The 23,959-nt window shown below is 63.4% G+C and carries 22 protein-coding genes; 9 read left to right on the plus strand and 13 right to left on the minus strand.

Features of this window, described 5'->3' with window-relative positions:
• Positions 1-365: 365 nt before the first annotated feature.
• From aroB to pilM, 7 genes are all read right to left on the minus strand, one after another.
• The gene (gene aroB, locus BM194_RS07245) at positions 366-1,472 is read right to left on the minus strand and encodes a 3-dehydroquinate synthase (RefSeq protein ID WP_092845234.1); all 1,107 of its coding nucleotides are present in this window, start codon (positions 1,470-1,472) and stop codon (positions 366-368) included.
• Positions 1,473-1,475: 3 nt separating this feature from the next.
• Complete coding sequence (gene aroK, locus BM194_RS20885; protein WP_092845236.1) at positions 1,476-2,018, minus strand: shikimate kinase AroK; 543 nt, start codon at positions 2,016-2,018, stop codon at positions 1,476-1,478.
• The gene (locus tag BM194_RS07255) at positions 2,018-4,093 is read right to left on the minus strand and encodes a type IV pilus secretin PilQ (RefSeq protein WP_092845238.1); all 2,076 of its coding nucleotides are present in this window, start codon (positions 4,091-4,093) and stop codon (positions 2,018-2,020) included. The genes aroK and BM194_RS07255 overlap by 1 nt, the downstream gene beginning before the upstream one ends.
• A 64-nt stretch (positions 4,094-4,157) precedes the next feature.
• A complete protein-coding gene (locus tag BM194_RS07260) occupies positions 4,158-4,697 on the minus strand; it encodes a pilus assembly protein PilP (protein WP_092845240.1) in 540 nt (179 codons plus the stop codon).
• Positions 4,694-5,308 carry a type IV pilus inner membrane component PilO gene (locus BM194_RS07265; RefSeq protein WP_092845242.1) on the minus strand — a complete coding sequence of 205 codons (615 nt, stop codon included), beginning with the start codon at positions 5,306-5,308 and terminating at the stop codon, positions 4,694-4,696. The genes BM194_RS07260 and BM194_RS07265 overlap by 4 nt, the downstream gene beginning before the upstream one ends.
• Entirely contained in the window at positions 5,305-5,874 is a 570-nt protein-coding gene (locus tag BM194_RS07270) for a PilN domain-containing protein (RefSeq protein WP_092845244.1), read from the minus strand. Before BM194_RS07270 ends, BM194_RS07265 begins: the two co-directional genes overlap by 4 nt.
• On the minus strand, positions 5,871-6,932 hold the full coding sequence (gene pilM, locus BM194_RS07275) for a type IV pilus assembly protein PilM (protein ID WP_092845246.1): 1,062 nt from the start codon (positions 6,930-6,932) through the stop codon (positions 5,871-5,873). Before pilM ends, BM194_RS07270 begins: the two co-directional genes overlap by 4 nt.
• A 242-nt stretch (positions 6,933-7,174) precedes the next feature.
• On the opposite strand from pilM, the gene BM194_RS07280 reads away from it, so the two are divergent.
• The gene (locus BM194_RS07280; protein WP_092845248.1) at positions 7,175-9,700 is read left to right on the plus strand and encodes a penicillin-binding protein 1A; all 2,526 of its coding nucleotides are present in this window, start codon (positions 7,175-7,177) and stop codon (positions 9,698-9,700) included.
• A 94-nt stretch (positions 9,701-9,794) separates the two neighbouring features.
• Positions 9,795-10,544 (plus strand): DUF481 domain-containing protein, encoded by a 750-nt coding sequence (locus BM194_RS07285; protein ID WP_092845250.1) that lies wholly within the window; start codon positions 9,795-9,797, stop codon positions 10,542-10,544.
• A 15-nt stretch (positions 10,545-10,559) separates the two neighbouring features.
• Here BM194_RS07285 and dacB read toward each other — a convergent pair whose 3' ends face one another.
• The 3 genes from dacB to trmB form a co-directional block, all read right to left on the minus strand.
• A complete protein-coding gene (gene dacB, locus BM194_RS07290) occupies positions 10,560-12,002 on the minus strand; it encodes a D-alanyl-D-alanine carboxypeptidase/D-alanyl-D-alanine endopeptidase (RefSeq protein ID WP_092845252.1) in 1,443 nt (480 codons plus the stop codon).
• Between the two features lie 48 nt (positions 12,003-12,050).
• Positions 12,051-12,380: a DMT family transporter gene (locus BM194_RS07295; RefSeq protein WP_092845254.1), complete on the minus strand. Its 330-nt coding sequence runs from the start codon at positions 12,378-12,380 to the stop codon at positions 12,051-12,053.
• 87 nt (positions 12,381-12,467) lie between these two features.
• On the minus strand, positions 12,468-13,166 hold the full coding sequence (gene trmB, locus BM194_RS07300; RefSeq protein WP_092845256.1) for a tRNA (guanine(46)-N(7))-methyltransferase TrmB: 699 nt from the start codon (positions 13,164-13,166) through the stop codon (positions 12,468-12,470).
• Between the two features lie 307 nt (positions 13,167-13,473).
• Here trmB and BM194_RS07305 point away from each other — a divergent pair, with 307 nt between their 5' ends.
• From BM194_RS07305 to BM194_RS07315, 3 genes are all read left to right on the plus strand, one after another.
• Positions 13,474-15,357 carry a beta-ketoacyl synthase gene (locus BM194_RS07305; protein WP_092845258.1) on the plus strand — a complete coding sequence of 628 codons (1,884 nt, stop codon included), beginning with the start codon at positions 13,474-13,476 and terminating at the stop codon, positions 15,355-15,357.
• 93 nt (positions 15,358-15,450) lie between these two features.
• Positions 15,451-15,948, plus strand: coding sequence for a pantetheine-phosphate adenylyltransferase (gene coaD / locus BM194_RS07310; RefSeq protein ID WP_092845260.1), 498 nt, complete (start codon positions 15,451-15,453; stop codon positions 15,946-15,948).
• A 31-nt stretch (positions 15,949-15,979) separates the two neighbouring features.
• Positions 15,980-16,228: a YfhL family 4Fe-4S dicluster ferredoxin gene (locus BM194_RS07315; protein ID WP_092845262.1), complete on the plus strand. Its 249-nt coding sequence runs from the start codon at positions 15,980-15,982 to the stop codon at positions 16,226-16,228.
• A 233-nt stretch (positions 16,229-16,461) separates the two neighbouring features.
• On the opposite strand, the gene BM194_RS07320 is transcribed toward BM194_RS07315, so the two are convergent.
• Positions 16,462-17,859: an alginate export family protein gene (locus tag BM194_RS07320; RefSeq protein ID WP_092845264.1), complete on the minus strand. Its 1,398-nt coding sequence runs from the start codon at positions 17,857-17,859 to the stop codon at positions 16,462-16,464.
• A gap of 177 nt (positions 17,860-18,036) precedes the next feature.
• Here BM194_RS07320 and BM194_RS07325 point away from each other — a divergent pair, with 177 nt between their 5' ends.
• Together BM194_RS07325 and BM194_RS07330 are read left to right on the plus strand one after the other, a co-directional pair.
• On the plus strand, positions 18,037-19,371 hold the full coding sequence (locus BM194_RS07325; protein WP_092845266.1) for an MATE family efflux transporter: 1,335 nt from the start codon (positions 18,037-18,039) through the stop codon (positions 19,369-19,371).
• 88 nt (positions 19,372-19,459) lie between these two features.
• Positions 19,460-20,770: a short-chain fatty acid transporter gene (locus BM194_RS07330; RefSeq protein WP_092845268.1), complete on the plus strand. Its 1,311-nt coding sequence runs from the start codon at positions 19,460-19,462 to the stop codon at positions 20,768-20,770.
• A gap of 44 nt (positions 20,771-20,814) precedes the next feature.
• On the opposite strand, the gene BM194_RS07335 is transcribed toward BM194_RS07330, so the two are convergent.
• Positions 20,815-21,111: a hypothetical protein gene (locus BM194_RS07335; protein WP_092845270.1), complete on the minus strand. Its 297-nt coding sequence runs from the start codon at positions 21,109-21,111 to the stop codon at positions 20,815-20,817.
• 155 nt (positions 21,112-21,266) lie between these two features.
• Between BM194_RS07335 and BM194_RS07340 the strand changes: the two genes are divergently transcribed.
• Positions 21,267-21,794 carry an acyl-CoA thioesterase gene (locus BM194_RS07340; RefSeq protein ID WP_092845272.1) on the plus strand — a complete coding sequence of 176 codons (528 nt, stop codon included), beginning with the start codon at positions 21,267-21,269 and terminating at the stop codon, positions 21,792-21,794.
• Between the two features lie 33 nt (positions 21,795-21,827).
• Positions 21,828-22,856, plus strand: coding sequence for an ion transporter (locus BM194_RS07345; RefSeq protein ID WP_092845274.1), 1,029 nt, complete (start codon positions 21,828-21,830; stop codon positions 22,854-22,856).
• Between the two features lie 15 nt (positions 22,857-22,871).
• On the opposite strand, the gene BM194_RS07350 is transcribed toward BM194_RS07345, so the two are convergent.
• The gene (locus BM194_RS07350) at positions 22,872-23,915 is read right to left on the minus strand and encodes a hypothetical protein (protein WP_092845276.1); all 1,044 of its coding nucleotides are present in this window, start codon (positions 23,913-23,915) and stop codon (positions 22,872-22,874) included.
• Between the last annotated feature and the right edge of the window lie 44 nt (positions 23,916-23,959).

The raw sequence follows: 23,959 nt of genomic DNA on the forward strand, positions 1-23,959 counted from the left end.
AGACGGTTATATTTATGTTGTGCGCGGCGTTTATTGGCCGTCTTTCTGATGTCAAAAGGCCGTACAGCATAGCCACGCCAAGCGCCCAGCGCAATTCCCCTGCCCCGCTTCCCGTCTAAAAAACACTGAAAAATCGCGCCGTTAGCGCCACCCCAAGCTAAAACCGCAAGACGGTCAATGAGTTAGCTCAAGATAACTCGAACAGCCCATTGTCTACAACTTTAGTCGAAACCCTGCCCTGCAAACCATGCCGATTGTGCATAAGACATGCGAATCGTGCAGCACGCGCCTTGTAAATCACAATCCAGCACACACGAAAAAGCCTGCGCCGACGACGCAGGCTTGGAAAGGCCAGGCAAAAAGTATCAGGCGCGCGGGTATTCGCTCAGGAAGTCGTGCAATCGGGCCGGCGGTGTCTCGTCGTGGATACAGGCCTCTCCCAGGCGGCGCAGCAACACCAAGCGAATGCGGTCGTCGAGGTTCTTCTTGTCCAGGCGCATGCGCTCGAGGAAGGCCTCGGCATCCATGGCCGCCGGGGCGGTCAGCGGCAAACCCGCCGACTCGATGACCCGGGCGACGCGTGCCACGTCATCCCCGCTCAACCACCCCAATTGCTGTGATAGCGTCGCTGCCATGAGCATGCCGGCACCGACGGCCTCGCCGTGCAGCCATTGGCCATAGCCCTGATGTGCCTCGATGGCATGGCCGAAGGTATGGCCCAGGTTAAGCATGGCGCGGGCGCCCTGCTCGGTTTCGTCGGCCGCCACCACCTCCGCCTTAATCGCACAGCTGCGCAGGATCGCTTCGCTGAGCAGTTCGCCGTCGCGTGCAAGCAGCCCAGCCATGTTCGCTTCCAACCAACCGAGAAAGACAGGATCACGGATCAGACCATACTTGATCACCTCGGCAAGCCCGGCACTCAACTCACGCGCCGGCAGGGTGTCCAGCGTCTGTGTGTCGATGAGCACGGCCCGCGGCTGCCAGAACGCACCGATCATGTTCTTGCCACGCGGATGGTTGACGCCGGTCTTGCCGCCGACCGAGGAGTCGACCTGCGACAACAGCGTCGTCGGCACCTGGATGAAGGCCACGCCTCGCTGATAGCAGGCCGCAGCATAACCGGCCATGTCGCCAATGACCCCGCCTCCCAGTGCCACCAGCGTACAACGGCGATTGAAGCCGGCCGCCAGCAGTGCATCCCAGATACGTTCCACCGAGGCCAGGGTCTTGGTGTGCTCGCCGTCGGGCAGGATGACCTCGCGCACGTCGAGCTCGCTGCCCAGGCTGCCCTTGAGCCGCTCGAGGTACAGCGGTGCCACCGTCTCGTTAGTCACGACCATGACCTGGCGGCCAGCCAGATAGGGACGTAGGCACTGCGGGTCGTCAAGCAACCCCGGGGCGACATGGATGGGATAGCTGCGCTCGCCGAGGTCGACGGTGAGTGATCGAATCGAGGACGGGGTCGCTGTCATGGGTCAGGCCTTGGTTTGCAGGGGATCGACGAGACGGGTCACTCGCCGCAGGATATCGTTGACCACCGAACGGGGGCCGCGCCGGTCGGTGCGCACGATCAAATCGGCCGTGGCCCGATAGAGCGGGTCGCGCAACTCGAACAGACCACGCAGCACCGCCTCGGGATCCTTGCTACGCAACAGCGGGCGGTTGCGGTCCTTGGCGGTGCGACGCAGCTGCTGCTCGACTGTCGTGTAGAGGTAGACCACCGTGCCGCGCTCACGCAGCGCCCGACGGTTGGCCTCGTTCATCACGGCACCGCCCCCGGTTGCCAGCACGATATCGGTGCGCTGTGTCAACTCATCGATCATCTGCACTTCGCGTTCGCGAAAGCCGGCCTCGCCTTCGACATCGAAGATCCAGGGAATGTCGGCACCGCAGCGCGCCTGGATTTCATGATCGCTATCGACGAAATCGCGCTGCAACTCGGCCGCCAACAGGCGGCCGATCGTGCTCTTGCCCGCCCCCATGGGGCCGACCAGGAAAAGATTGGGAAAATCCTGCATCAGCGAATTGCCAGCCCATCCTCGATGATTTTCGGGGTGATGAAGACTAACAATTCTACCTTCTCATTGCTCTCCTCGGTATAGCGAAACAGATGCCCCAATAGTGGTAGGTCGCCAAGCAACGGCGTCTTGAATAGCTGGCGCAGCTGTTCGGTACGCAAAATGCCGCCCAGTACCACGGTTTCGCCGTCGTTGACCAGCACCTGAGTCTGGATCTCGTTGGTATCGATCGCCGGCGCACCACCGAAGGTGGTGTCGGAAATATCATCGTTGTTGATGTCCAGTTCCATGATGATGCGGTTGTCGGGGGTGATCTGCGGCACCACCTGCAGCGACAGCACAGCTTCCTTGAACTCGACGTTGGTCGCCCCGCTGGAGGTCGCTTCCTGATAGGGTATCTCCTGGCCCTGCTTGATCACCGCCGGCTGCTGGTTGGCGGTGATCACCTTGGGCTGGGAGATGGTCTGGCTCTTGCCCTCGCTCTCTAGCGCGCGCAGCTCCATGTCAAGCAGGATATCGCCTGAGATATAGCCGAAGCTGAAAGCCGACGACGGGTTGGCTCCATCGCCTAGATCCACCGCCAAGCCTCCACGCTGGAACAGGGTCGCATCGGGTTCCTGCCATCGTCCGGCATAGGTGCCTTGAGAAAAGCGCTGCCCATCACTGCTCAGCGGCTGTCCTGATGACGCCCCGCCGAGATTCAGTTTGCCGTTTCCATTCGAAGACAGCCCCCAGTTCACACCCAACTCGCGCGCCACGCTGTCACGGGCAATCACGATGCGCGCCTCGATCTGTACCTGGCGCACTGGAATATCAAGCTGGTCGACAACCGCGATCACCTCGTCGATACGCTCGCGGGTATCCTGGATGATCAACGTGTTGGTGCGCTCGTCGATGCTCACCCGGCCGCGCTCGGAGAGCAGCCCCAGCCCCTCCTCGCCGCGCAGCATCTGGGCGAGGCTTGCCGCCTTGGCGTAACGCACCTGCAGGTACTCGGTCGCCAGCGGTGCCAGTTCCTGCATCTGCGCCTCGGCTTCCAGTTCCTGGCGTTCCATGGACGCCAACTCGCTGGCGGGCGCCACGATCAGCACATTGCCGTTCTTGCGACTGGCCAGGCCATGGCTGCGCAACACCAGGTCGAGCGCCTGATCCCAGGGCACGTCACTGAGATTGAGCGTCACGTTACCCTGCACGCTGTCGCTGGCCACCAGGTTGAGACCGGTGAACTCGGCGATGATCGCCAGTACCTCGCGCACCTCGATATCCTGGAAGTTGAGCGAGATCCGCTTGCCGGTATAAGGGAACATTTCCCGCTGGCGCACCTGCCGCTCGGCATCGGTCACCGGCCGCGCCTCGATGATCAGTTGCCGACCGCTCTGCGTCGAGAGCATGGCGTAATCGCCGCTGACCTGAATCGACAGTGTGGTCCCGTCGGTATTCTCGACGGGTGTAATGCGCTGCATCGGCGTGCCGAAGTCGCTGACGTCGAGGGTCTGGGCCAGCGCGGCCGGCAGGTCGACATTTTCCAGTTCGGCAACGATGCGGCCACGGCCTTGCTCCCTGACCTGAGCGTCCACGCTATCGCGGTCGAAGGTGACGATCAGGCGGCTGGCCCCGACCTCTCCGCGCCGGAAGTCGATGTTCTCGATGCCAGGTGCACGGCTCAGCGACTGACCGGATGCCGGCGCCGCACTCTCCACGGACGGTGCCGACTGCAGGTCGGCGGCGCTCTCGCCCAGGCTGAGCACCAGGTTGTCGCCCCGCTCACGGATCGCATAGGGAATCGGTGCATCGAGATTGAACACCAGGCGCGTCCGGCCACCGGCTTCCAGCGCCACGACATCATTGACGCCGACCAGCCCCAACTCGTAGCGGCGCTGGTCCAGCTGGCTCACGGTATCCATCAGGTCGATGGCCAGCCGCGGCGGCGAGTCGATGCGATAGCCGCGCACCTCAGGCACGCCCCCCGTAAAATTCAGCGTTACCTCTAGCTGGCCGTCGGCACGCTGGCCGAAGTCCAGCGCGCTCAGGGCAGACTGCGCCCAGGCGGTGCCGCAAGCGACCAAGCCCAGCATCGTTACCAGCAGCCTACAAACGTGTCGTGTCTTCAAACCTTTCTTCCCTTGCGAAACAGCCGATCTACCCCTGGCGCTGGTCGGCTTCGTCGTTATTGAGATAGAGCGTCTGACTGCGCTCGACCCAGCCCCGCTGCCCATTGGTGACGATCTCGATAAGCTGCAGCGCCGTGGCACCGATTGCCACGATGCGCCCGAAATCGGTGCCCAGATGATCGCCGACATGCACGCGGTGCACCTCGCCCTCCGGGTCGCGGACCAGCGCGGAATAGGTGCCGTCGATGAACAGCGTCCCGACCAGCGCCAGCGTGTCGAGCGAGTAGGCCTCCAGGGGCTCACGCGGGCGGGTGAGGTCCGGCGCCAGGTCCGCGCCCTGTGCGGCGCTTTCCTGTTCGGGCCGCTCGGGCAGGAAGGGGCTGCGTAGCCCCGCCTGGTCATAGGTCACCGCATGGTACTCGGGAGGCTCGGGTAATGGCGCCACCTTTCCGGTCGGGCTGTCACGCAGCGCGTTCAGACGCTGATCCAGCGAGGTCAGCTCGGCGTCGCTGCAGGCCGCCAGCCACAGCGCACCACTCGCCGTCAGCGCACCGACAAAGCGATTCATGGCGCCTCCTCCTCACGATGACTGTAGGTCTTGGCCAGCATCGACAGCTGCAATGTGCCTGCCTCGTCTACAGGAACCAGCGTGAAGTCATGCAGCGTGACGATTCGCGGCAAGCCAGCCACGCCGGAGAGAAAAGCCGCAATGCGGTGATAGTCGCCACGCACGCGGATATCGAACGGTTGCTCGGTATAGAACTCCTGGGGCACCGGCGAACGCAGGCGAATGAAATCGATAGCTAGCTGATTGTCCAGGGCGGTGTCGCTGATGTTGTCGATCAGGGTGGGAACCTCGGCCCCGGTTGGCAGCATCTGCAGCAGTTCGGCCATGCGCGACTCGAGTTCATCCATCTGCTCGCGCATCATCGGCAGATTGGCGGCCTGGTAGGCCTTGGCTTCGTACTGCCCGAGCAGCTCGCGCTCCTGGGCGCGAGCGCGTTCGAGCGACTCGGCCTGCGGGGCCACCAGGAACCATTGCACCAGCCAGAACACTGCCGCGAACACCAGCAGGCAACTGATCACCTGCAGCGATACCGGCCAGGAGCCGGCCTCGCGCAGGTCCAGCTCGCGCCAGTCGAGGTCGCGCAGGCGGCGAAGTTCGGCACTTAGACTCATGGCGTCACCTCGTCATGCGCTTTCTCTTGCCAGGTGGCTTCGCCGACACTCATGTCGAAGCGGCGATGCCCGCTGGCTTCATCGGCCTGCACTTCGGAAAGCGTCGGCGTGGCGAACACCTCGGTGGCGGCAAGCGCGCGCATCTGATCCGAGACCTGGCGGTTGGTCTCGGCCAGCCCGACGATATCCAGCCGCTGCCCTTGTCGCGATAACTGCGTGTAGTACACCCCATCCTCGAGGCTGGCGGCCAACTGGTTGAATACCCGCACTGTCTGCGGGCGGCTGGCCTGCAGCTCGCCGATCAGTTCGATCTGCGCCAGCATGCGCTCACGCAATGCCTGATAGTCGCGAATGGCCTTGATATCCTTGTCCAGGTGCTGGATCTGCGCCAGGACGTGGTCGTTGCGCCGCTGCTGCGCGTCGAGCGCCTGCTCATACCACAGTGACAAGCCCCAGGCACCCACGGCACCGAGCAGCGCTGCCAGCGACAGGATCATCAGGAAACGACGGCTGCGACGCTCACGCTGCACCTCGCGCCACGGCAAGAGGTTGATATCGATGGTCATGCCCGGGCCCTCATCGCCAGCCCGCAGGCGGTGAGCATGGCAGGCGCGTCACCGGCCAGGGTGTGTACATCGATGCGCGGACTGACCTTCATGCGCAGGAACGGATTGGCGATTTCCACCGGCATGCCGCTATCGGCGGCCAGGCGCTCGCTGAGCCCGGGAATGATACTGGAGCCTCCGGCCAGGATGATCTTCTTGACTTCAGGATTGCGCCCGGCCGTGTAATAGAGTTGCAGAGAGCGTCCGATCTGCTGGATCAAGGTATCCAGAAACGGCGTCAAGACATTGGTCAGATAATCGTCGGGCAACCCGCCACGCTTCTTGGCCAGCCCCGCCTCGTCCAGGCTCAGGCCATAACGGGTGCGGATTTCCTCGGTCAGCTGGCGCCCACCGAACACCGTATCGCGACTGTAAATGATGCGGCCTCCACGCAGCACGTGGAACGAGTTCATGGTGGCGCCGATATCGACCAGTGCTACACACTCGCTAGCGCCGGACTGGCCGGCTGTCCGGCGAAGCTCGCTGCAGGCTCGCTCCATGGCGAAGGTCTCGACATCCACGGCGGCAGGTTCCAGCCCCGCCTGGACCACGGCATCGGTGATCTGGCCAACGTCCTGCTGACGACAGGCAACAAGCAGGACATCCTGCTGGTCGCCGAAGCGCGCATTCAACCCCAGGCGCTGGAAGTCGAAGGCGACCTCGTTGAACGGAAACGGAATATGCTTGTCAGATTCGAGTTGAATGCGAGCCTCGATCTCCTCGTCGCTCAGCGACGCGGGCAGCGTCAGGGTCTTGGTGATGGCAGCACTGGCAGGCACAGCGATCGCGACGCGCCGGCTATGGGGGCGTGCCCGGTCGACGACCCGGCGCAGGACATCGACGACCTCGTCCATGTTGCGAATCCGCCGTTCGACCACGGCGCCTTCACGCAACGGACCAACAGCGTAGCTTTCGACGCGATACTGCTGCCCGCTGCGCCTGAGCTCGATCAGCTTGATCGTGGCAGAAGTGATATCCACGCCGATCAGGCCTTTGGCAGACTTACTGAGCCCAAACAATCAGTTTACTCCTGGTTCCCATGCGCGGCCTGACGCCTTGGTATTATCGGCTGGCGCCCTTGAATCTTGGCTGCTACTAAATCACGAGTCCCTTAATGTTTCCATCGTTTACATACACGCAAGCGAAGCTGACCATCAACGCTGGTCGCTGCCTCGCCAGATTCCTATAATGCGCAGTTCAATGGATTGACCTGCTCCTCGCGGCCGGACCACCACCCGAACACCACGGATACCGCCATTCAATGAAGCTTTTCAGACGTCTGCTGACCTCGGCCTTGTGGCTCATCGTCTCGCTGAGCGCAGCCGCCCTCCTGGCCGTCATCGGTGCCGCCTTGTACTTTGCGCCCGGCCTGCCCGACGTACGCCAACTGCAGAACTACGAACTGCAGACCCCGCTGCGCATCTTCACCCGTGACGAGAAGCTGATCGGAGAGTTCGGCGAGGAGCGGCGCATGCCGGTGTCCTACGACACCATCCCCGAGGACATGGTGCAGGCCTTTCTGGCTGCCGAGGATGCCAGCTTCTTCGACCATCCCGGCGTCGATCCCAAGGGACTGGCGCGTGCCGCCTTCGAACTGGTCGCCAGCGGCGGCGACATCCAGTCCGGAGGCAGCACCATTACCATGCAGGTGGCGCGCAACTACCTGCTGACCCTGGACCGCACCTTCACCCGCAAGATTCGCGAGATCCTGCTGTCCCTGCAGATGGAACAGATCCTCGACAAGGAAGAGATCTTCGAGCTCTACGTCAACAAGATCTTCCTGGGCAACCGCGCCTACGGGATTGCCGCTGCCGCCGAAACCTACTACGACAAGCCCCTGGCCGAGCTGACGCTGGCCGAGAAGGCCATGATCGCCGGGCTGCCCAAGGCACCGTCGGCCTTCAACCCGCTGGCCAATCCCGAGCGCTCGCTGATACGGCGCAACTGGATCCTCTATCGCATGCGCGAACTAGGCTATATCGACGAGGCCGCCTATGAGCAGGCCGTGCAGTCACCGCTCACGGCGCGCCGCCATACGGTACAGGTCGAGGTCGAGGCCGATTACGTCGCCGAGATGGCGCGCCAGTACGCCGTCGAGCAGTACGGCGACGACGCCTATACCGGCGGCTACAGCATCTACACCACGCTCGACAGCGAGCTCCAACCCCAGGCGCGGCAGGCCCTGGTCGAGGGGCTGATCGAGTACGACCGCCGCCATGGCTGGCGCGGGCCGGAGGAAACCGACATTCCGCAGAGCCTGGTCGAGGCCCAGGACCGCACCCAGCGCGAGGGCCTGGAAGAAGAGCTGTCCGAATCGCCGGAAGTCATGGAAACCGCCCGCCAGGCAGCGGAAAGCAGCAAGGCCCAGGTCAGCGGCATCGAGGGCGACGTCAGCAACTGGCTCAAGGTACTCGATCGCACGCCGGTACTCGGCCCGCTGCAGCCGGCCATCGTGGTGTCCACCGAGGGCAAGCAGATGCAGGTGCTGACTCGGGATGCCGAGCTGGTCACCCTGGATTGGGACGCGCTGAGCTGGGCACGCCCCTACCGTAGCCCGAAGTGGCGCGGCGAGGTACCGACGAGCGCCGAGCAGATCGCCGAACGCGGTGCCCTGGTTCGCATCATGCGCGACGGCGAGGATGACTGGCGGCTCTCCCAGCGTCCGGGCATCGAAGGCTCCATCGTGGTTCTCGATCCCAAGACCGGTGCCATTCGGGCATTGCAGGGCGGTTTCAACTTCGAGAACAGCAAGTTCAACCGAGCCATCCAGGCCAACCGCCAGGCCGGCTCGATCTTCAAGCCGTTCATCTATCTTGCCGCCCTGCAGCAGGGCGACATGACCGCCGCCACCGTGGTCAACGATGCGCCGGTGGTCATGAGCGACGTGGGTGGTGACTGGCGCCCGGGTAACTCCGAAGGCGAGTTCCGCGGCCCGACCCGCTTGCGCGTGGGGCTCTACCAGTCACGCAACCTGGTCACCATTCGCGTGTTGCAATCGCTGGGCCTGGACAATGCCCTGACATTCCTCGAGCGCTTCGGCTTCGCCGATGGCCGGCTGCCGCACGGCCTGTCGCTGGCCCTGGGCAGCGCCTCACTGACACCGCTGGAAATGGCCAATGCCTATGCCGTGCTCGCCAACGGCGGGTTCAAGGTCTCGCCGTGGTACATCCAGCGCGTCATGAAAGCCGGACAGGACGAACCGCTGGCAGAGGCAACCCCCAAGGTCGCCTGCCCAGCCTGTGCCGAGGGTGCCACCCAGACGCTGATCGACGGCAAGGCTTATCCGATCGCCGAGCGCGTCGTCGACCCGCAGGCGCTCTACATCCTGCGCGACATGATGCGCGACGTCATCGAGCACGGCACGGGACGCGCGGCACTCGATCTCAACCGTAGCGACATCGTCGGCAAGACCGGTACCACCAACGAGCAGCGCGATGCCTGGTTCTCCGGTTTCAACAACGAGCTGGTGACCACGGTCTGGGTCGGCAAGGACAGCAACGAGAGCACCGGCGAATACGGCGCCCAGGCCGCCCTGCCGATCTGGAAGACCTTCATGCGCCAGGCCCTCGAAGGCACACCGGAGACTGCTCCCGAACGCCCCGAGGGCATCGTCACGGCGCGTATCGACCCGGACACGGGTCGGCGCCTGCATAATGACCAGTCGGGCGGCGTCGAGGAACTGTTCCGCGAAGGCAATCTGCCGGACTACGAACCGCGGCGTATCCAGCGCGAACTGGAAACCAGCAGCGGCTCGCAGGGCACCGGCACCTACGAAGCGATCTTTTGATAGCCGCCGCCCGCCAGGCTCACCGGCGGGCGGCAACGCTTCACCGATCGCATGACGCCTATCCGCATGACGAAGAGAACCGGGAGTTTTCGACATGCCTCGTCCATGGCTTGCGGCCATTATCGCCACCAGCTCAGCGGCATGCCTCGTGCCATCACTGGCCGCAGCGTTCTATGCGCCGCCGGCACCCAGTGAGGATTCACCCGAGTTTACCGGCCAGGCCGAACTGGGCTACACCCACCTGTCAGGCAACACCAACAACGAGACCTTGATCGCCAAGGGACGCTTCACCTGGCTGAAGGATCGCTGGACGCATAGCCTGCGCGGCGAGACACGCAAGGTAGAGGAGAACGACGACACCAGCGCCGAGCAGTATCTGGTCGCGGGACGCGAGCGTTATCAGCTCGATGGTCCACATTACCTGTTCGGCTTTGCGCGCTGGGAAAAGGACCGCTTCAGCGGTTACGACTACCAGTTCACGACGATCGCCGGTTACGGGCGACAGGTGTTTGACGGCCCGATCCACACCCTGTCCATCGAAGCCGGGCCAGGCTATCGTCGCGACGCCCTTGAGTCAGGGGAAAACAAGGATCTCGCCGTCGGCTATGGCGCTCTGGACTATCTCTGGGCGTTTTCCGACAGCTCGGATTTCCAGCAGGAGTTTTCCGTCGAAGGTACCCACGAGAACGTCACGACACGCGCCTTCTCCGCCTTGACCACGCAGCTCAATGCCAGCCTGGCGCTGCGTATTTCCTACGAGCTCAAGAACAACTCCGACCCGCCCGAGGCCGGCGACGAGCATACCGATCGCACCACCGCCGCCTCGCTGCTCTATAGCTGGTAATGCCCGCCGCTGGCATCAATGGGCGTCGATCATTGCCGTCAGGTCCTCGGCCAGGGGGTCTAGCACCTCGGACCATGACAGATAGGGCGTCTTGGCATTGCCATTGACCAGGACACTGAAGCTGCCCCAGCGCCCGCTCCGGGTGCGGAAGTAACCACCGACGGAACGCACGGCAAACGGCTGATTGAGCGTGCCGGTCTTGAGCATGACGTGGCTTTGGAAGGTCTCGCCACCACGCCGGATGAAGCGCATCGGCCCATTGGCGGGCAGTTGCAGGCCAGCCACGAATGTCGGGAACAGGGCCGGGCGCTGGTACATGGCCTTGAGCAGGGCATTCACTCCCTGGGCCGAGGTACGGTTCTCGGTGGTCAGGCCACTGCCACTGAGCAGCGTCGCCGGGCCATGACCCGGTAGGCCTTCGGCAAACGCCTCCAACGCCTGCCCCGCCTCGGCCAGTGACACCCGGGACTCATCCACCAGGTTGAGGCTGAGCACATCGGCCATGAAGTTGTTGGAATAGTTCAGCGTGCGCAACAGCAATTCCTGAAGCGGCTTGCCTTCCACCGAGGCCAGGGGCCGTGCCGTAGCTGGCGGCGGCGTGTCGCTGGTCGAGAAGCCACCACTTACCATCAGCCCGCCCTGCTCGAGCAGAGCCAGCAGGGTATGTCCGGTCTGGCGCGCGGGGTCGGAGCTGGAACGGTATACCGGGTAGGGTACGCTACCGACCGGCACCTGCCCCGACACACGCAACGTATCGACGCCTTCGTGAGTGACCCGCTCGGCATTCAGGCGCACCTTTCCTCCGGCGGCCACGGTCGTGACCTGGTTGTCCACCACCAGGGCCGGCTCGAGCGTATCGCAGCTCACGATGCGTGCCGCCAGTCCCGCCCGCGCTCCGGGCATCACACTGACGCACCAGTTGCCATAGTTGACGGCAGCCGACGATAACCTGGCATCGTAGGCATGAGCCGAGCGCACCTGCGACTCGCAGCGGTCGGTGGTGATGCACTCGACCGGCCCATAGCGCCACTGGCTGATGACCAGCGTGCCGCTCACCGCTGTCACACCCTGCTGGCGCAACCCCTGAACCAGGTGCCACAGGTCTTCGGTAGCCAGCGCCGGGTCGCCCCCGCCCTCCAGCACCAAATCACCCTGCAGGATCCCCTGTGCATCGATATTCCCCGTGGTGACCAGGCGCGTCGTGAAGCGATGCTGAGGCCCCCAGCGCTCCAGAGCTGCCGCCGAAGCGTAAAGCTTGGATACGGACGCGGGCGATAGCTGGCGCTCGGCAGCGATCTCGCCCAACACCTCGCCATTGTCCAGCAGCTGTGCCTGGGCGCCTACCGTGTAGCCCTGGCTTGTCAGCCGGGCGATATGCTCGAAGCCGCCCGCGATGGCGGAATGCGGCAAAACCACGAGCGCAAGGATACTGAACAAAACGACGAACGGGCGCGACATGAAAAAGACCTTACTGATAGCGGTGAAGAGTGCAGCGATGGCGTCAGGTCAATGTGCCGAGACCTTCGAAAACCCTTGGATGACCACGACACCGGCGATGATCAGGACCAGGCCGAGCACGGCAGGCAAGTCGAGCTTCTCGCCGAAGGCCAGCACACCGATCAGCGTGACCAGCACGATCCCCAGCCCGGCCCAGAGGGCATAGGCAATGCCGACCGGCACGGTGCGCAACACGAGCGTCAGCATGTAGAAGGCAAGCCCATAGCCCACCACCACCACGACACTTGGCCAGAAGCGCGTGAACTCCTGAGAGGCCTTAAGCGCGCTGGTCCCTATCACCTCGGCCACGATGGCCACGAAAAGATACACATAGCCCATGGAAGCGCTCCTCAAGGATCGATCATCGCAACGAGGGCGACAGTCTAGCCGCCGCGTGACAGGACGGAAACCGCAGCCGATATTCCTTCAGCGCGGGTCATCTCCCCTCGGCATCAGCGACGGCTGAAAGCGGAGGTCCACGACCAGCCTCCACAGCGACTGGCCACTGGCAAGATACTTGGCCTCGAACGGCGTCAGGCACACCTGCCCCGGGTGATGCTCGCTGAGCTCGGCGCGCTGCCCTGTGGCCTGGGTGACGGCCTGGGCGAATTCCTCAAGGTAGAGGCGCCAGTTGGATCGCACCTCGAGTCGCCCGCCCAGCGCCACGATAGCCGGAAAGACCGGGTGGCCGTGCCAGCGCATCTTGAGATGAGCGGCCTTGGGATAGGGGTTGGGATACAGCAGATAGTGCCTGCGTGGCTGCCAGCCCGCCATCAGCGCCAAGCGCCAGAAATCGACCAGGTCGGCCCGGATTAACAAGGCGTTGGGCGGTGGCTCGCCATGGTCTCGGGAAAGGCGATCCGCACTGCGATCGATCCCGATCACGGCATGTTCGGGATGGTCGAGCGCCAGGCGCCGCGTCGACAGCCCTACCCCGCAGCCGGCATCGAGAATCAACGGCCCGCGCTGTCGCTGCAGCCAGGCATCGGCATGGTCGAAGGCCCGTCGCGTGTGCTCGGCGATCGGCTTGCGCAGCGGATGACTCAGGCTGCGTGCCACCCGGCGCGGCAGTTCATCATGCGGGCCATGCTGGTTGGTGGTGATGGAACGCGAATTGGCTTGCATACTCAAACGAGGTACCGGTCGACAAGTGCCGGCCAGTCTATCAGCAAAGCTCCGCCACTGCGGGAACGCCAGCGAGCTGTCCAGTCCCGTGGCGGTCCAGGTGTTTCGCCCAGGTGCGCGCGGTCGTGGCAACGCTGGCTCGGCGAGGTTCAGGTTCTCCCGCCCGGCATGACGGGACTGTAGCCCGGGTGCTATCATCGCGCCCCAGAATCGATCGGCACTGACTCGTGCCACGTAGGACAGAAACGCGTAGAGACTCACAGCATACGAGGGATGCGGCTTGTCACAGTTACCGGTGATTGTCGGCATGGGCGGTGTCAATGCCGCAGGTAGGACATCAGGCCATCAGGCATTTCGACGTACCGTGCTCGATGCCCTGCCTGCCCAGGAACAGACACGCACCCTGCTTGCCCTGGCGGCGATGATGCATCTCGTCGAGCGCCAGCCGGACGGCCATTGGCTGAATGGCGAAGGCGAAGCTCTCGATGCCGCCGAGGTGGTATCGCGCTATCGCCAACGCATTCTGGAAAAGACGCTGATTCGGCGTATCGAAGCCACGCATTTCGATACCGACGGCATCGTTGCCAACCGTCAGGCCCAGCTCCGCCACGACATGCCGCTGGTCTTTCGCGTACGCCGCCGCCAACTGCCGGAGCCGCTGCCGATAGACTGGGACGTTCGCGAACTGGACAATCGGGAAGTGGAAGTCAGTGTTCCGCCCGGCACGCTCGATGTGCTCATGCCCGAGCGTCGCTCGGCCCAGGTGCGCACTGCCGGCCAGTTGCCCAGCGGCTTCCAGCCCAGCGAGCTGTACCGCAGCGTGCATCATCCACGCGGCCTGTCGATGGCGGTGTTCGGCGCCAGCGACTGCCTGGGCCAGAGCGGGCTGGACTGGGATCGCCTGCGCGACTCCCTGGATCCCGACCAAATCGCCGTCTACGCCGGCAACTCCATCGGCCAGCTCGACGATCAGGGCTGGGGCGGACTGCTCAAGAGCTTCGTCTCAGGCAACCGCGCCACCTCCAAGCAGATGCCACTGGGCTACGGTCAGATGCCGGCCGATTTTCTCAACGCCTATGTGCTGGGTAGCGTGGGAGCCACCGGCGCCATCCAGGGGGCCTGTGCCAGCTTTCTCTATAACCTGCGTCTGGGCGTCGAGGACATCCGCAGCGGCCGGCGCCGCGTGGTGATGGTCGGCACCAGCGATGCGCCGATCACTCCCGAGATCATCGAGGGCTTTCGCGCCATGGGCGCCCTGGCCGACGACGACAGCCTCAAGGCGCTGGACGCCCTGACCCTGCTGACCGATGCCGATTACCAGCGGGCCTGTCGTCCGTTCGCGCGCAACTGCGGTTTCACCATCGCCGAGGCCAGCCAGTTCCTGCTGCTGATGGACGACACGCTGGCCCTGGAGACCGGCGCGAATATCCTCGGCGCGGTCCCCGGCGTGTTCGTCAATGCCGATGGCTGGAAGCGCTCGATTTCGGCCCCCGGCATCGGCAACTACATCACCCTCGGCAAGGCGGTTCGCCTGGCCACGGAGATGCTCGGCGAACGCGCCGTGCGCGAGCGCAGCTATGTGCACGCCCACGCCACCAGCACGCCCAAGAACCGGGTTACCGAGTCGCACGTACTCGACGAGATCGCTCGCGCCAACCAGATTTCTTCGTGGCCTGTCGCCGGCATCAAGACTTTCGTCGGCCACTCCCAGGGCAGCGCCGCCGGCGACCAGTTGGCCAGTGCGCTGGGCACCTTCGCCCATGGATTGATACCGGGTCTGCCTTACCTCGACGCAGTGGCCGACGATGTCCATGCCGAGCGTCTGGCACTGTTCCGGCAGCCGCTGGCCTTCAAGGCCGATGTGGCCTTCATCAATGCCAAGGGTTTCGGCGGCAACAATGCCACCGGCGTGGTGCTGTCTCCCGACGTCACCGAGCGCCTGCTGGTCCAGCGTCACGGCCAAGAGACCGTGACAGCCTGGAGGCATCGCCGTGAAGCGACGCAGGCCGCCAGCGATACCTACCTGCAGCACGCCGACGCAGCGGAGTTCAGTGTCATTTATCGCTTCGGCGAAGGCGTGCTGGAAGGTCCCGAACTGACGATCGACGCCCAGGCTATCCAGATCCCCGGGTATGTCCAGCCGGTCTCGCTGGCGGTAGACAACCCCTACGGCCGCCTCGACGACGACTAACCAGGGGCGGCAATTGTCGCTCACTGGTGCTTCGAGTACCCTATGGCCCCGGCTTCATTGCCGGGACGTCTCGACCCGGCACAGGATGCGCCCATGAACATCGTGGTCTATCCCGGCACCTTCGACCCCATCACCAATGGCCATTTCGACCTGATCGAGCGTGCCGCGCGCATCTTCGACAAGGTGGTGGTCGCCGTGGCGGCTAGCCCCGGCAAGAAACCGACGCTGGACCTGGACACGCGCGTGGAACTGGCACGCGACGTCACCGGCGAGCTCGGCAATGTCGAGGTCATCGGCTTCTCCTCGCTGCTCACCGAGTTGCTCGACCAGCAGGGGGCCCGTATCATCCTGCGCGGCCTGCGCGCGGTGTCCGACTTCGAGTACGAATTGCAGTTGGCCAACATGAACCGGGCCCAGGCACCGCATGTCGAAAGCCTGTTCCTGACGCCCGCCGTCGAGAACTCCTATATTTCTGCCACCATCGTGCGTGAGATTGCGCGCCTGGGCGGCGACGTCAGCCGGCTGGTCCATCCCAGGGTCGCTGACGCGCTGCGCGCGCACTATGCTTCCGATCAGCGTCCTGGCCAGTGATGGTCGCTCACCACGCAGCGAGGAATGAACCATGGCCCTGATGATCACTGACGAATGCATCAACTGCGACGTTTGTGAACCGGAATGCCCCAACGACGCCATTTCGCCCGGGGAGGAGATCTACGTGATCGATCCCAATCGGTGCACGGAATGCGTAGGGCATTACGACGAGCCGCAATGCCAGCAGGTCTGCCCGGTCGATTGCATCCCGCTCGACCCCGAGCGCCGGGAAAGCCGCGATCAACTCATGGAAAAGTATCACATCATTACCGCCGCCTGAGCGCCGTCTCGTCGCTGTTTTCCGCCTGCCGGTCGCCTCCCCTGCAACTCACGGCTCTTGGCGGCGGCCACTGAATTTTCCCACTGGATCGTCCCGGCTCGGACTCGATGAGGCACATTCATGCCCGCCGATGACGGATTCCATCTTTTACTTTACGCAAATTAACACTAATTTACCTCGGGCAGGATGCAGCGAAGCATGGCCAAGGATGGCTCCGCTCGGGACTCGAGCGGTCAGAAGCTATAGGATGCAAACACCTCGAAAAGCTGGGCCGTGTGGTCATTGCCCATGAAACGCTCGTCGGCCCCTTCGCCGGGAAAGGCAACGGCGTAGATGGCCGAAACGAAGAAGCGCTCGGTCACCATCCAGTCGGCATAGAGATTCAACTCCTGCGCGAAGTCCTTGTCGTCGGCGCCCGCGGCATCGCGGTCGTGATAGCGAAACCGGTAGCCGATCAGGCCGGTTTCCAGGTCCTCGCGCGGCTTGATCGAGGCCTTGAGCATATCGATGTCGAGGTTGCTGTTGAACAGCATGTACTCGCCGACAATCTCGCCCATGAACCAGTTACCCCAGCCACCCGCAAAGTCGTAGAACAGCGTGTCATAGCGCTCGCTGAACTCCGCACGCCGATATAGCACCTGGGGCCGCCAGGGCGTGTCGTGAAAGGTGTAGGTGGCCTGGAGATACCAGCCAGTCTCGTCGATGTCCTGCTCCTGGTTGGTCTCATGGACCCACTGGCCGCCGAGCGCCAGGCCGGGCACGCTGGCCAACGGCTGTCCCTTGGCGCGCAGGTTGTAGATGTCCATGCCCTCGCGGGTCGCGATATCACTGTTGTAGGTATGCAGGTAGGCGGCGCCGAACTTGGCCCGGTCGCTCCAGGTGTAATCCACGTTGGCACCATTGGCGCGGGTCTTGCTGATCTCGTCCTCGCCGATGTCCTGATGCGTTTCGAGATGAAACAGGTCGCCGTGCCAGCCGTGGCTGTCCAGCGACACGATCGCGGTATCCGCAAAGCCTTCGCTCGGCCCGATGTAATACGCCGCGTAGCGTCCCGTGTCGGTATAACCGTCGCCGACCAGGAAACCGTCGCCGAAGATGAACTTCTGGTCGCCGAAGGAAAGCGTCACGGCATCCTTGCCCAGGGTATCAGCCCACAGGTCGCCGCTGCGCCATCCCACGTAGGCACGATCGAGGCGGGCCTGTTCGGGATGGCCCGGCGTCGCGCCGGCGGCATCGCCGTAACGGCTGCCACGAGTGAGGTTATAGCTGCCCTGCACACCGGTGAAGAACGTCCCTGCCCGAGTATGCCAGCCCGCCGTCAGGGCAGGCTGGACCACGGCCTCCCACCATGCCGGGTCTTGCTGGGTCGGCACCGCCCCGTCGATGCCGTATGACGAGCCGAAGTTGACATCGTCGGTCACGGCGCCGAACCCATAGAGCGTCAGCCCTGCCTTGACGAAGCGATGCCCGTCGATGCTTTCGTACAGGGTATGCGGTGCCGAGGGAGGCTTGATTCCCGCATCGACATAGCCGATATCGGTGACGGCAGCCAATGCCGGCAGTGGCAGCATGGCAGCGCCAAGCAGCAGGCAGGACGGCATGCGCTGGCGAATCGGCACATGGCGATTCATGGCGGGAACTCCTCTGGTCGCCGGGCTGGATCGCGCCCTGAACGAAAGCCGAGCCGGACGCCACGTACCCTTAACCTTAGAAGACGACCCGCGGATCGAGCCAATGCCATGCCGCCTCGCGAGCCCCGACAATGGTATGCTGCGTGCGAAACAAGCCAACAAGGACGCGGAGTGAGCATGTCCACGTCGGCCGGCCGGCGCGTATGGATGCTGGCATGGCCCATCATCCTTTCCAACATCACCGTACCGTTGCTGGGCTTGGTGGATACCGCCGTGGTCGGCCACCTGCCCGAGTCCCGCTACCTGGCCGGCGTCACGCTGGGCGCCATGCTGTTCAGCTTTCTTTACTGGGGGTTCGGCTTCCTGCGCATGGGTACCACCGGCCTGACCGCGCAGGCGGCCGGCCGCGAGGACGATACGGCAGTCCGCAACCTGCTCGGACAGTCGCTGCTGATGGCCGGGGTCATCGGTACCCTGCTGATTGTCCTCGCCGAGCCACTGGTCGCCTTCGGCCTGTGGCTGCTCGACGGAAGTCCCGAGGCGACGCGTCTGGCAGAAGAGTATGCCCATATCCGCATCCTGTCGGCCCCGGCGGTACTCGCCAACTACGCCATCCTCGGCTGGTTCCTGGGCCAGCAGAACAGTCGCGTGACGCTGATCCTCATGATCACCACCAACAGCGTCAACATTGTACTGGATCTGTGGTTCGTGATCGGTCTGGGCATGACCAGCGATGGCGTGGCCTGGGCCACGGCGATCGCCGACTATACGGCGCTGGCACTCGGCCTGTGGCTGGTCAGGCGCCAGATCGCCTCGCTGCAGGGCCATTTCCTGCGAGCGCGACTGCTGAGACTGGCCGCCTATCGCGAACTGTTGCAGGTCAACGGACACCTGTTCGTACGCACACTAGGGTTGTTGTTCGCCATGGCGTTCTTCACGTCGCAGGGCGCCAGCCAGGGCGACGTCATCCTGGCCGCCAATGCGGTGCTGCTGCAGTTCGTGATGCTGACGTCCTATGGTCTGGACGGCTTCGCCCATGCCGCCGAGGCGCTGAGTGGACGCGCCATTGGCGGTCGCGATTGGCCTGCCTTCACCGCCTTCGTGCGGGCCGCCACACGCTTCTCGCTGTTGACGGCAGGAGCGTCCATGCTGGTCTTCGCCGTGTCCGGCGAATGGCTGATCGCGCTGCTGACCCACCTGGACACAGTGCGCGCCGCCGCCGCGGAATATCTGCCATGGATGGTACTGATGCCGGCCGTGGCGGTATGGAGCTATCTGCTGGACGGTGTATTCATCGGCGCCACGGCCACCCGCGAAATGCGCAACAGTATCTTTGCCGGCCTGGCCGTCTACCTGCCGGCCTGGTGGCTGACGCAGCACATCGGCTCGGGGCTGGGCAACCATGGCCTGTGGCTGGCCTTTACCCTGTTTACCCTGGTGCGTTCAGTCACGCTCGCCGCGTACTATTTCCATTACCGTCGCACTTGCTGGAACGCGGCAGTGGCAACCTGAATGCACAATACGCTACGACCAGAGGGGGAGAGGCAAGGCCACCAACTTACGCTACGTTACTCAAGGACCCGCTCTGTCGAGAACCGCCATGCTCAAGACCCTCTCCAGGCCAGCCGTCAAGCTGGTCGAGCGCTACCTGCCTGATCCCTACATCTTCGTCCTGCTGCTGACGCTGGTTGCCGCCGCCGCTGCCATCGGCGTGGAGCGCCAGACGCCCCTGGCCGTGCTGCGCTACTGGGGTGACGGTTTCTGGAACCTGCTGACCTTCTCGATGCAGATGCTGTTGGTACTGGTCACCGGCTTCATGCTGGCCAGTTCACCGCCGGTCAAACGCCTGCTCACCAGGCTCGCCTCGCAGGCGGACAACGCGGCCAAGGCCATCGTACTGGTCAGTGTGGTGTCGCTTGCCGCCAGTTGGATCAACTGGGGCTTCGGCCTGGTGGTGGGTGCCCTGTTCGCCAAGGAACTCGCACGCCAGATACGTGTCGACTATCGGCTGCTGATTGCCAGCGCCTACTCGGGCTTTATCGTCTGGCATGGTGGACTGGCCGGTTCGATTCCCCTGGTCATCGCCACCGAGGGGCATTTCGCCGCCGATCGTATCGGTGTCATCCCTACCACCGAGACGATCTTCTCGTTGTTCAACCTGGCAATCGTAGCCGTGCTGTTCGTGGTGGTGCCGCTGGTCAACCGGCTGATGCTGCCCGACGAGAACGAGAGCGTATACGTCGAGCGAGACAAGCTGGACGATGCGCCCCGTCCCCGCCACCTGCCGTCGCGTCCGGCCGAGCATCTCGAGAACAGCGTGACGCTGTCCTGGCTGGTGGGCATCCCCGGCCTGCTGTTCCTGCTCGATCACTTCCTGCTGCGCGGTGGCGGGCTCAACCTGAATATCGTCAACTTCCTGTTCCTGTTCCTGGCCCTGGTATTGCACCGTACGCCGCGCCAGCTTCTGGATAGCCTTCAGGAAGCCGTCAAGGGCGGTGCGGGTATCGTCATTCAGTTTCCGTTCTATGCCGGTATCATGGCGATCATGGTGGAGTCGGGATTGGCCGAGACGCTATCGGAGGGATTCGTCTCGATTGCCGATGCCGACAGCCTGCCATTCTGGTCGTTCATCAGCGCCGGTGTACTCAATCTGTTCGTCCCCTCGGGCGGCGGCCAGTGGGCCGTGCAGGCCCCCGTCATGCTTCCGGCAGCGGAAGCGCTGGGCGCCAGTGTTCCCAAGATCGCCATGGCCGTGGCCTGGGGCGACGCCTGGACCAACCTTCTGCAGCCTTTCTGGGCTCTGCCGGTACTGGCCATTGCCGGCCTCAAGGCCAAGGACATCATGGGCTTCTGCCTGATCCAACTGGTCATCACCGGCGCGATCATTGCCCTGGGCCTGAGCTTCCTGTAGAGCGCGCCTAGCGAGACCCAGGCGCCAGCACTTACTGGCGCCTGTCAGGTCTTGTCAGGGGTATAGCCCGGCGGATCACTGGCGGGGAACGAGTCGGCACTGGCCTCGTCGGCGATGGCATCGCTCTCGCCAACGGGCGGTGACGTCAGGATCCGGCTAGTACTCCCCTGTAGCATCAGGCGGTCACTGTCGGCTGCCTCAAGCAGGTCATAAGCGATCCAGCGGAAGGAGTGATCCTCGGCCACGACACGGACATACTTGTCACCGAGGACATCCACCGTGCCGACCTTCTCGTTACCTGAAGTCCATACTTCGGCGCCTACGCGATATGCTGATTCCATACTGTTCCTCCTTCATCGAACCCATCCATTGACTAGCAGTACAGCACAATTCCCGATTGGCATACCAAGCCATGCGCGGGAATTCGCAGGCTCACGCAATCCCCTGCGAAACATGATAAACCTAGTTTAAACCCTCCATCTGACGGAAACCGACCATGACGCCCGACGATCTTCCTCGCCAGCACGAGTTGACCATGACCGTGCTGATGACCCCCGACATGGCCAACTTCAGCGGCAAGGTGCATGGCGGCGCGATCCTCAAGAAACTTGATGAAGTCGCCTACGCCTGCGCCAGCCGTTACTCGGGCAGCTACGTGGTGACCCTGTCGGTGGACCAAGTGCTGTTCAAGCAACCGATTCATGTGGGGGAACTGGTGACGTTCCTGGCCTCCGTCAACCATGTCGGCAGTTCGTCCATGGAAATCGGCATCAAGGTCGTGGCCGAATCCATCCAGCAGAAGGTGATTCGACATACCAATAGCTGTTATCTCACCATGGTGGCCGTGGACGAGAACGGCCGTCCCGCCAAGGTGCCGCCGCTTGAGATGAAGACGCCCCTGCAGAAGTTGCGCTTCGAGAAGGCGGCCCTGCGCAAGAAACTGCGCAAGGAAGCCGAAGAGGAAGCCCGGCGCACCCATGAGAACCACTACGCCGAACAGCCCAGCGGCCAGCAACCCGGCTGAACCGGCACCCACATGCATCGACAAGGAGGTCGCATGACGACTCCCATGCCACAACGCGACCTGCGCCTGGGTAACGAACGCGTGCACCTGGTCTGGGACCTGACCATCATTGTGCTGGTGGTGATCAACCTGGTACTGCTGGTTTTCGATAGCCTGTTTCTGATCCCGGCGCTGAACAATGGCTTCGAGGCAGTGGCACCGCAGGCCTATCGCTTCTATGACGAGACGATCCATGCCAACTTCTTTACCATCGATCTAGTGTTCGTCAGCATTTTCCTGCTCGATGTACTGGTTGGCTGGGCGGTGGCGATTGCCGAACGACGCTACCCACGCTGGTTCTACTACCCCTTCATGCACTGGTACGACGTGCTCGGCTGCATTCCGCTGGCAGGCCTGCGCTGGCTGCGTGCCCTGCGCATCTTTTCGCTGCTCTTCCGCCTGCAGCGCCTGAAGCTGATCGATGTACGACGCTGGCCACTGGCCGAGGGCATCGCCAAGTATTACGACATTTTGCTCGAGGAAGTCTCGGATCGTGTGGCGATGCGACTGATCGGTAGCGTTCAGGAGGAAATCCGTCACAGCGATGACTTTTCTCGGCGTATCGCCCAGGACGTGATTGCACCGCACAAGCAACAGTTGGTCGACGAGATTACCCAGCGCCTGGAGGAGACGCTGAGCGATACCTGCACCCGGAGTCATGCCCTGATTTCCCGCTACGTCAGTGCGCTGGTCGGGCGAACCATGCAGGACAGCCCCGAGATCCAGCGCCTGCGCCGCCTGCCGTTCGGCGATCAGGTCGCCACCGCCCTGGACCACACAATCAGTGACATCGCCAATCGCCTGGTCCGTGAGGCGATCGTCGGCCTGCGCTCTCCCGAGTTCACCCAGTTGATCCGTCAGGTGGCCGATAATGGCTTCGATGCGCTACTGGTTACCGACAAACGCACCGATCGCATCACCGAGCGCGTGTTGATCGATATCTTGGAACTGCTCAAGGAGCAGGTCGCCGTGAAGCAGTGGCAGGATAAGTACGCCGAGCACGGGCTGGCGCCGCCGCAGTGAGCGGCGCCAGGGCGCTCATTCGCGCATGGCAAGCAGGGTGAACGGCGCCTCGCAGGCGTGACGCTCGTCACGTTCGTCGATCGAACCCAGCCCCAGGTGTCGGTCGTTGTCGTAGGCGACGAACAGGCGGGTCTCGTCGATTACCGCCAGCCCTTCGGCCTTGTGCTCGAAGACCAGCGTCTCGCCCTGTTCGTCGCAAACCAGGTCGGGCTCGTGCCCGGCCGCCAGCTCATCCAGGGAGATCATCCATAGGTATCCCCCGATCCGCCCCATGCCCTCTTCCTCGGTCTCGAAACTGGTGAGCAGGTAGAGGCGGTGGTTGTAGGGGTCGTATTCCAGGCTCGACAGGCCGCATACGTGGTTCACGCCGGGATGCACCCCGGGTTCGAAGCCATACAGGCTACGCAGCTCGTCGAGAAACACCAGGTTGCCCTCGGCCGTGATCCGGTAATGAGCCCCGACAATGCGACAGACGTACTCGAAGTCGTCGTGTGCGTTGCCCTGCTCGCGCACGCCGAACATCAGCAGGCCATCGCCCTGCTCGCCAGGAATCGCTGCCAGCCCTTCGATCTTGTAGTAGGGAGTCCCGATGGCCGCATCGAGCTTGGCGCGCAGCTCCAGCGAACCCTCGACCCCATCGCGCGGGTCAGGGTCGACGACCTGAACCCGCTGCGGTTCGCCCAAGGGCCAGATCAGCAGGTGGTTGTAGGCATTGAGGTCATGACTGGCGTCGTCGATCCGGTCGAAGCCGGTAGTGGCAAGAATGTACTGCCCGTCGGCAGTCAGCGCGAAATCCTCATACTTGGTGGCGCGCACGATAGCGTCCGCCGTGAAGTAGGTGAGGGACGAATCGTCTGGAATGCCCCGCTCGTCGATATCCACGGCAAATACCGGCGAACGCCCATGGCCGGGCACCGGCTTGTCGCTCGCCAGGATCAGCCTTCGGCCGTCGTAGACCACGGCCGACACTTCGGCATTGACCAGCCTGTCGCGTTCGTCGCGCAAGCCGGCGGGGAAGCAGTGCAGCGTGCCATGGGAAAGTACTTGCGCTCGGCTCATGTCACCTCCTGTCCGGTCGATATAGCACAACGCTGCCCCGCTTT

Origin of the sequence: Modicisalibacter xianhensis (assembly GCF_900113605.1) — a bacterium.
Classification (GTDB): Bacteria; Pseudomonadota; Gammaproteobacteria; order Pseudomonadales; family Halomonadaceae; genus Modicisalibacter; species Modicisalibacter xianhensis.

Excerpts from the sequence above, each read along its gene's own strand:
- BM194_RS07255 (WP_092845238.1), bottom strand. The coding sequence starts at position 4,093 with ATGCTGGGCTTGGTCGCTTGCGGCACCGCCTGGGCGCAGTCTGCCCTG.
- BM194_RS07335 (WP_092845270.1), bottom strand. The coding sequence starts at position 21,111 with ATGGAATCAGCATATCGCGTAGGCGCCGAAGTATGGACTTCAGGTAAC.
- BM194_RS07270 (WP_092845244.1), bottom strand. The coding sequence starts at position 5,874 with ATGACCATCGATATCAACCTCTTGCCGTGGCGCGAGGTGCAGCGTGAG.
- BM194_RS07315 (WP_092845262.1), top strand. The coding sequence starts at position 15,980 with ATGGCCCTGATGATCACTGACGAATGCATCAACTGCGACGTTTGTGAA.
- BM194_RS07325 (WP_092845266.1), top strand. The coding sequence starts at position 18,037 with ATGTCCACGTCGGCCGGCCGGCGCGTATGGATGCTGGCATGGCCCATC.
- trmB (WP_092845256.1), bottom strand. The coding sequence starts at position 13,166 with ATGCAAGCCAATTCGCGTTCCATCACCACCAACCAGCATGGCCCGCAT.
- BM194_RS07320 (WP_092845264.1), bottom strand. The coding sequence starts at position 17,859 with ATGAATCGCCATGTGCCGATTCGCCAGCGCATGCCGTCCTGCCTGCTG.
- aroK (WP_092845236.1), bottom strand. The coding sequence starts at position 2,018 with ATGCAGGATTTTCCCAATCTTTTCCTGGTCGGCCCCATGGGGGCGGGC.
- dacB (WP_092845252.1), bottom strand. The coding sequence starts at position 12,002 with ATGTCGCGCCCGTTCGTCGTTTTGTTCAGTATCCTTGCGCTCGTGGTT.
- BM194_RS07260 (WP_092845240.1), bottom strand. The coding sequence starts at position 4,697 with ATGAATCGCTTTGTCGGTGCGCTGACGGCGAGTGGTGCGCTGTGGCTG.
- coaD (WP_092845260.1), top strand. The coding sequence starts at position 15,451 with ATGAACATCGTGGTCTATCCCGGCACCTTCGACCCCATCACCAATGGC.
- BM194_RS07350 (WP_092845276.1), bottom strand. The coding sequence starts at position 23,915 with ATGAGCCGAGCGCAAGTACTTTCCCATGGCACGCTGCACTGCTTCCCC.
- BM194_RS07345 (WP_092845274.1), top strand. The coding sequence starts at position 21,828 with ATGACGACTCCCATGCCACAACGCGACCTGCGCCTGGGTAACGAACGC.
- BM194_RS07330 (WP_092845268.1), top strand. The coding sequence starts at position 19,460 with ATGCTCAAGACCCTCTCCAGGCCAGCCGTCAAGCTGGTCGAGCGCTAC.
- BM194_RS07305 (WP_092845258.1), top strand. The coding sequence starts at position 13,474 with ATGGGCGGTGTCAATGCCGCAGGTAGGACATCAGGCCATCAGGCATTT.
- BM194_RS07280 (WP_092845248.1), top strand. The coding sequence starts at position 7,175 with ATGAAGCTTTTCAGACGTCTGCTGACCTCGGCCTTGTGGCTCATCGTC.
- BM194_RS07295 (WP_092845254.1), bottom strand. The coding sequence starts at position 12,380 with ATGGGCTATGTGTATCTTTTCGTGGCCATCGTGGCCGAGGTGATAGGG.
- BM194_RS07285 (WP_092845250.1), top strand. The coding sequence starts at position 9,795 with ATGCCTCGTCCATGGCTTGCGGCCATTATCGCCACCAGCTCAGCGGCA.
- BM194_RS07265 (WP_092845242.1), bottom strand. The coding sequence starts at position 5,308 with ATGAGTCTAAGTGCCGAACTTCGCCGCCTGCGCGACCTCGACTGGCGC.
- aroB (WP_092845234.1), bottom strand. The coding sequence starts at position 1,472 with ATGACAGCGACCCCGTCCTCGATTCGATCACTCACCGTCGACCTCGGC.
- BM194_RS07340 (WP_092845272.1), top strand. The coding sequence starts at position 21,267 with ATGACGCCCGACGATCTTCCTCGCCAGCACGAGTTGACCATGACCGTG.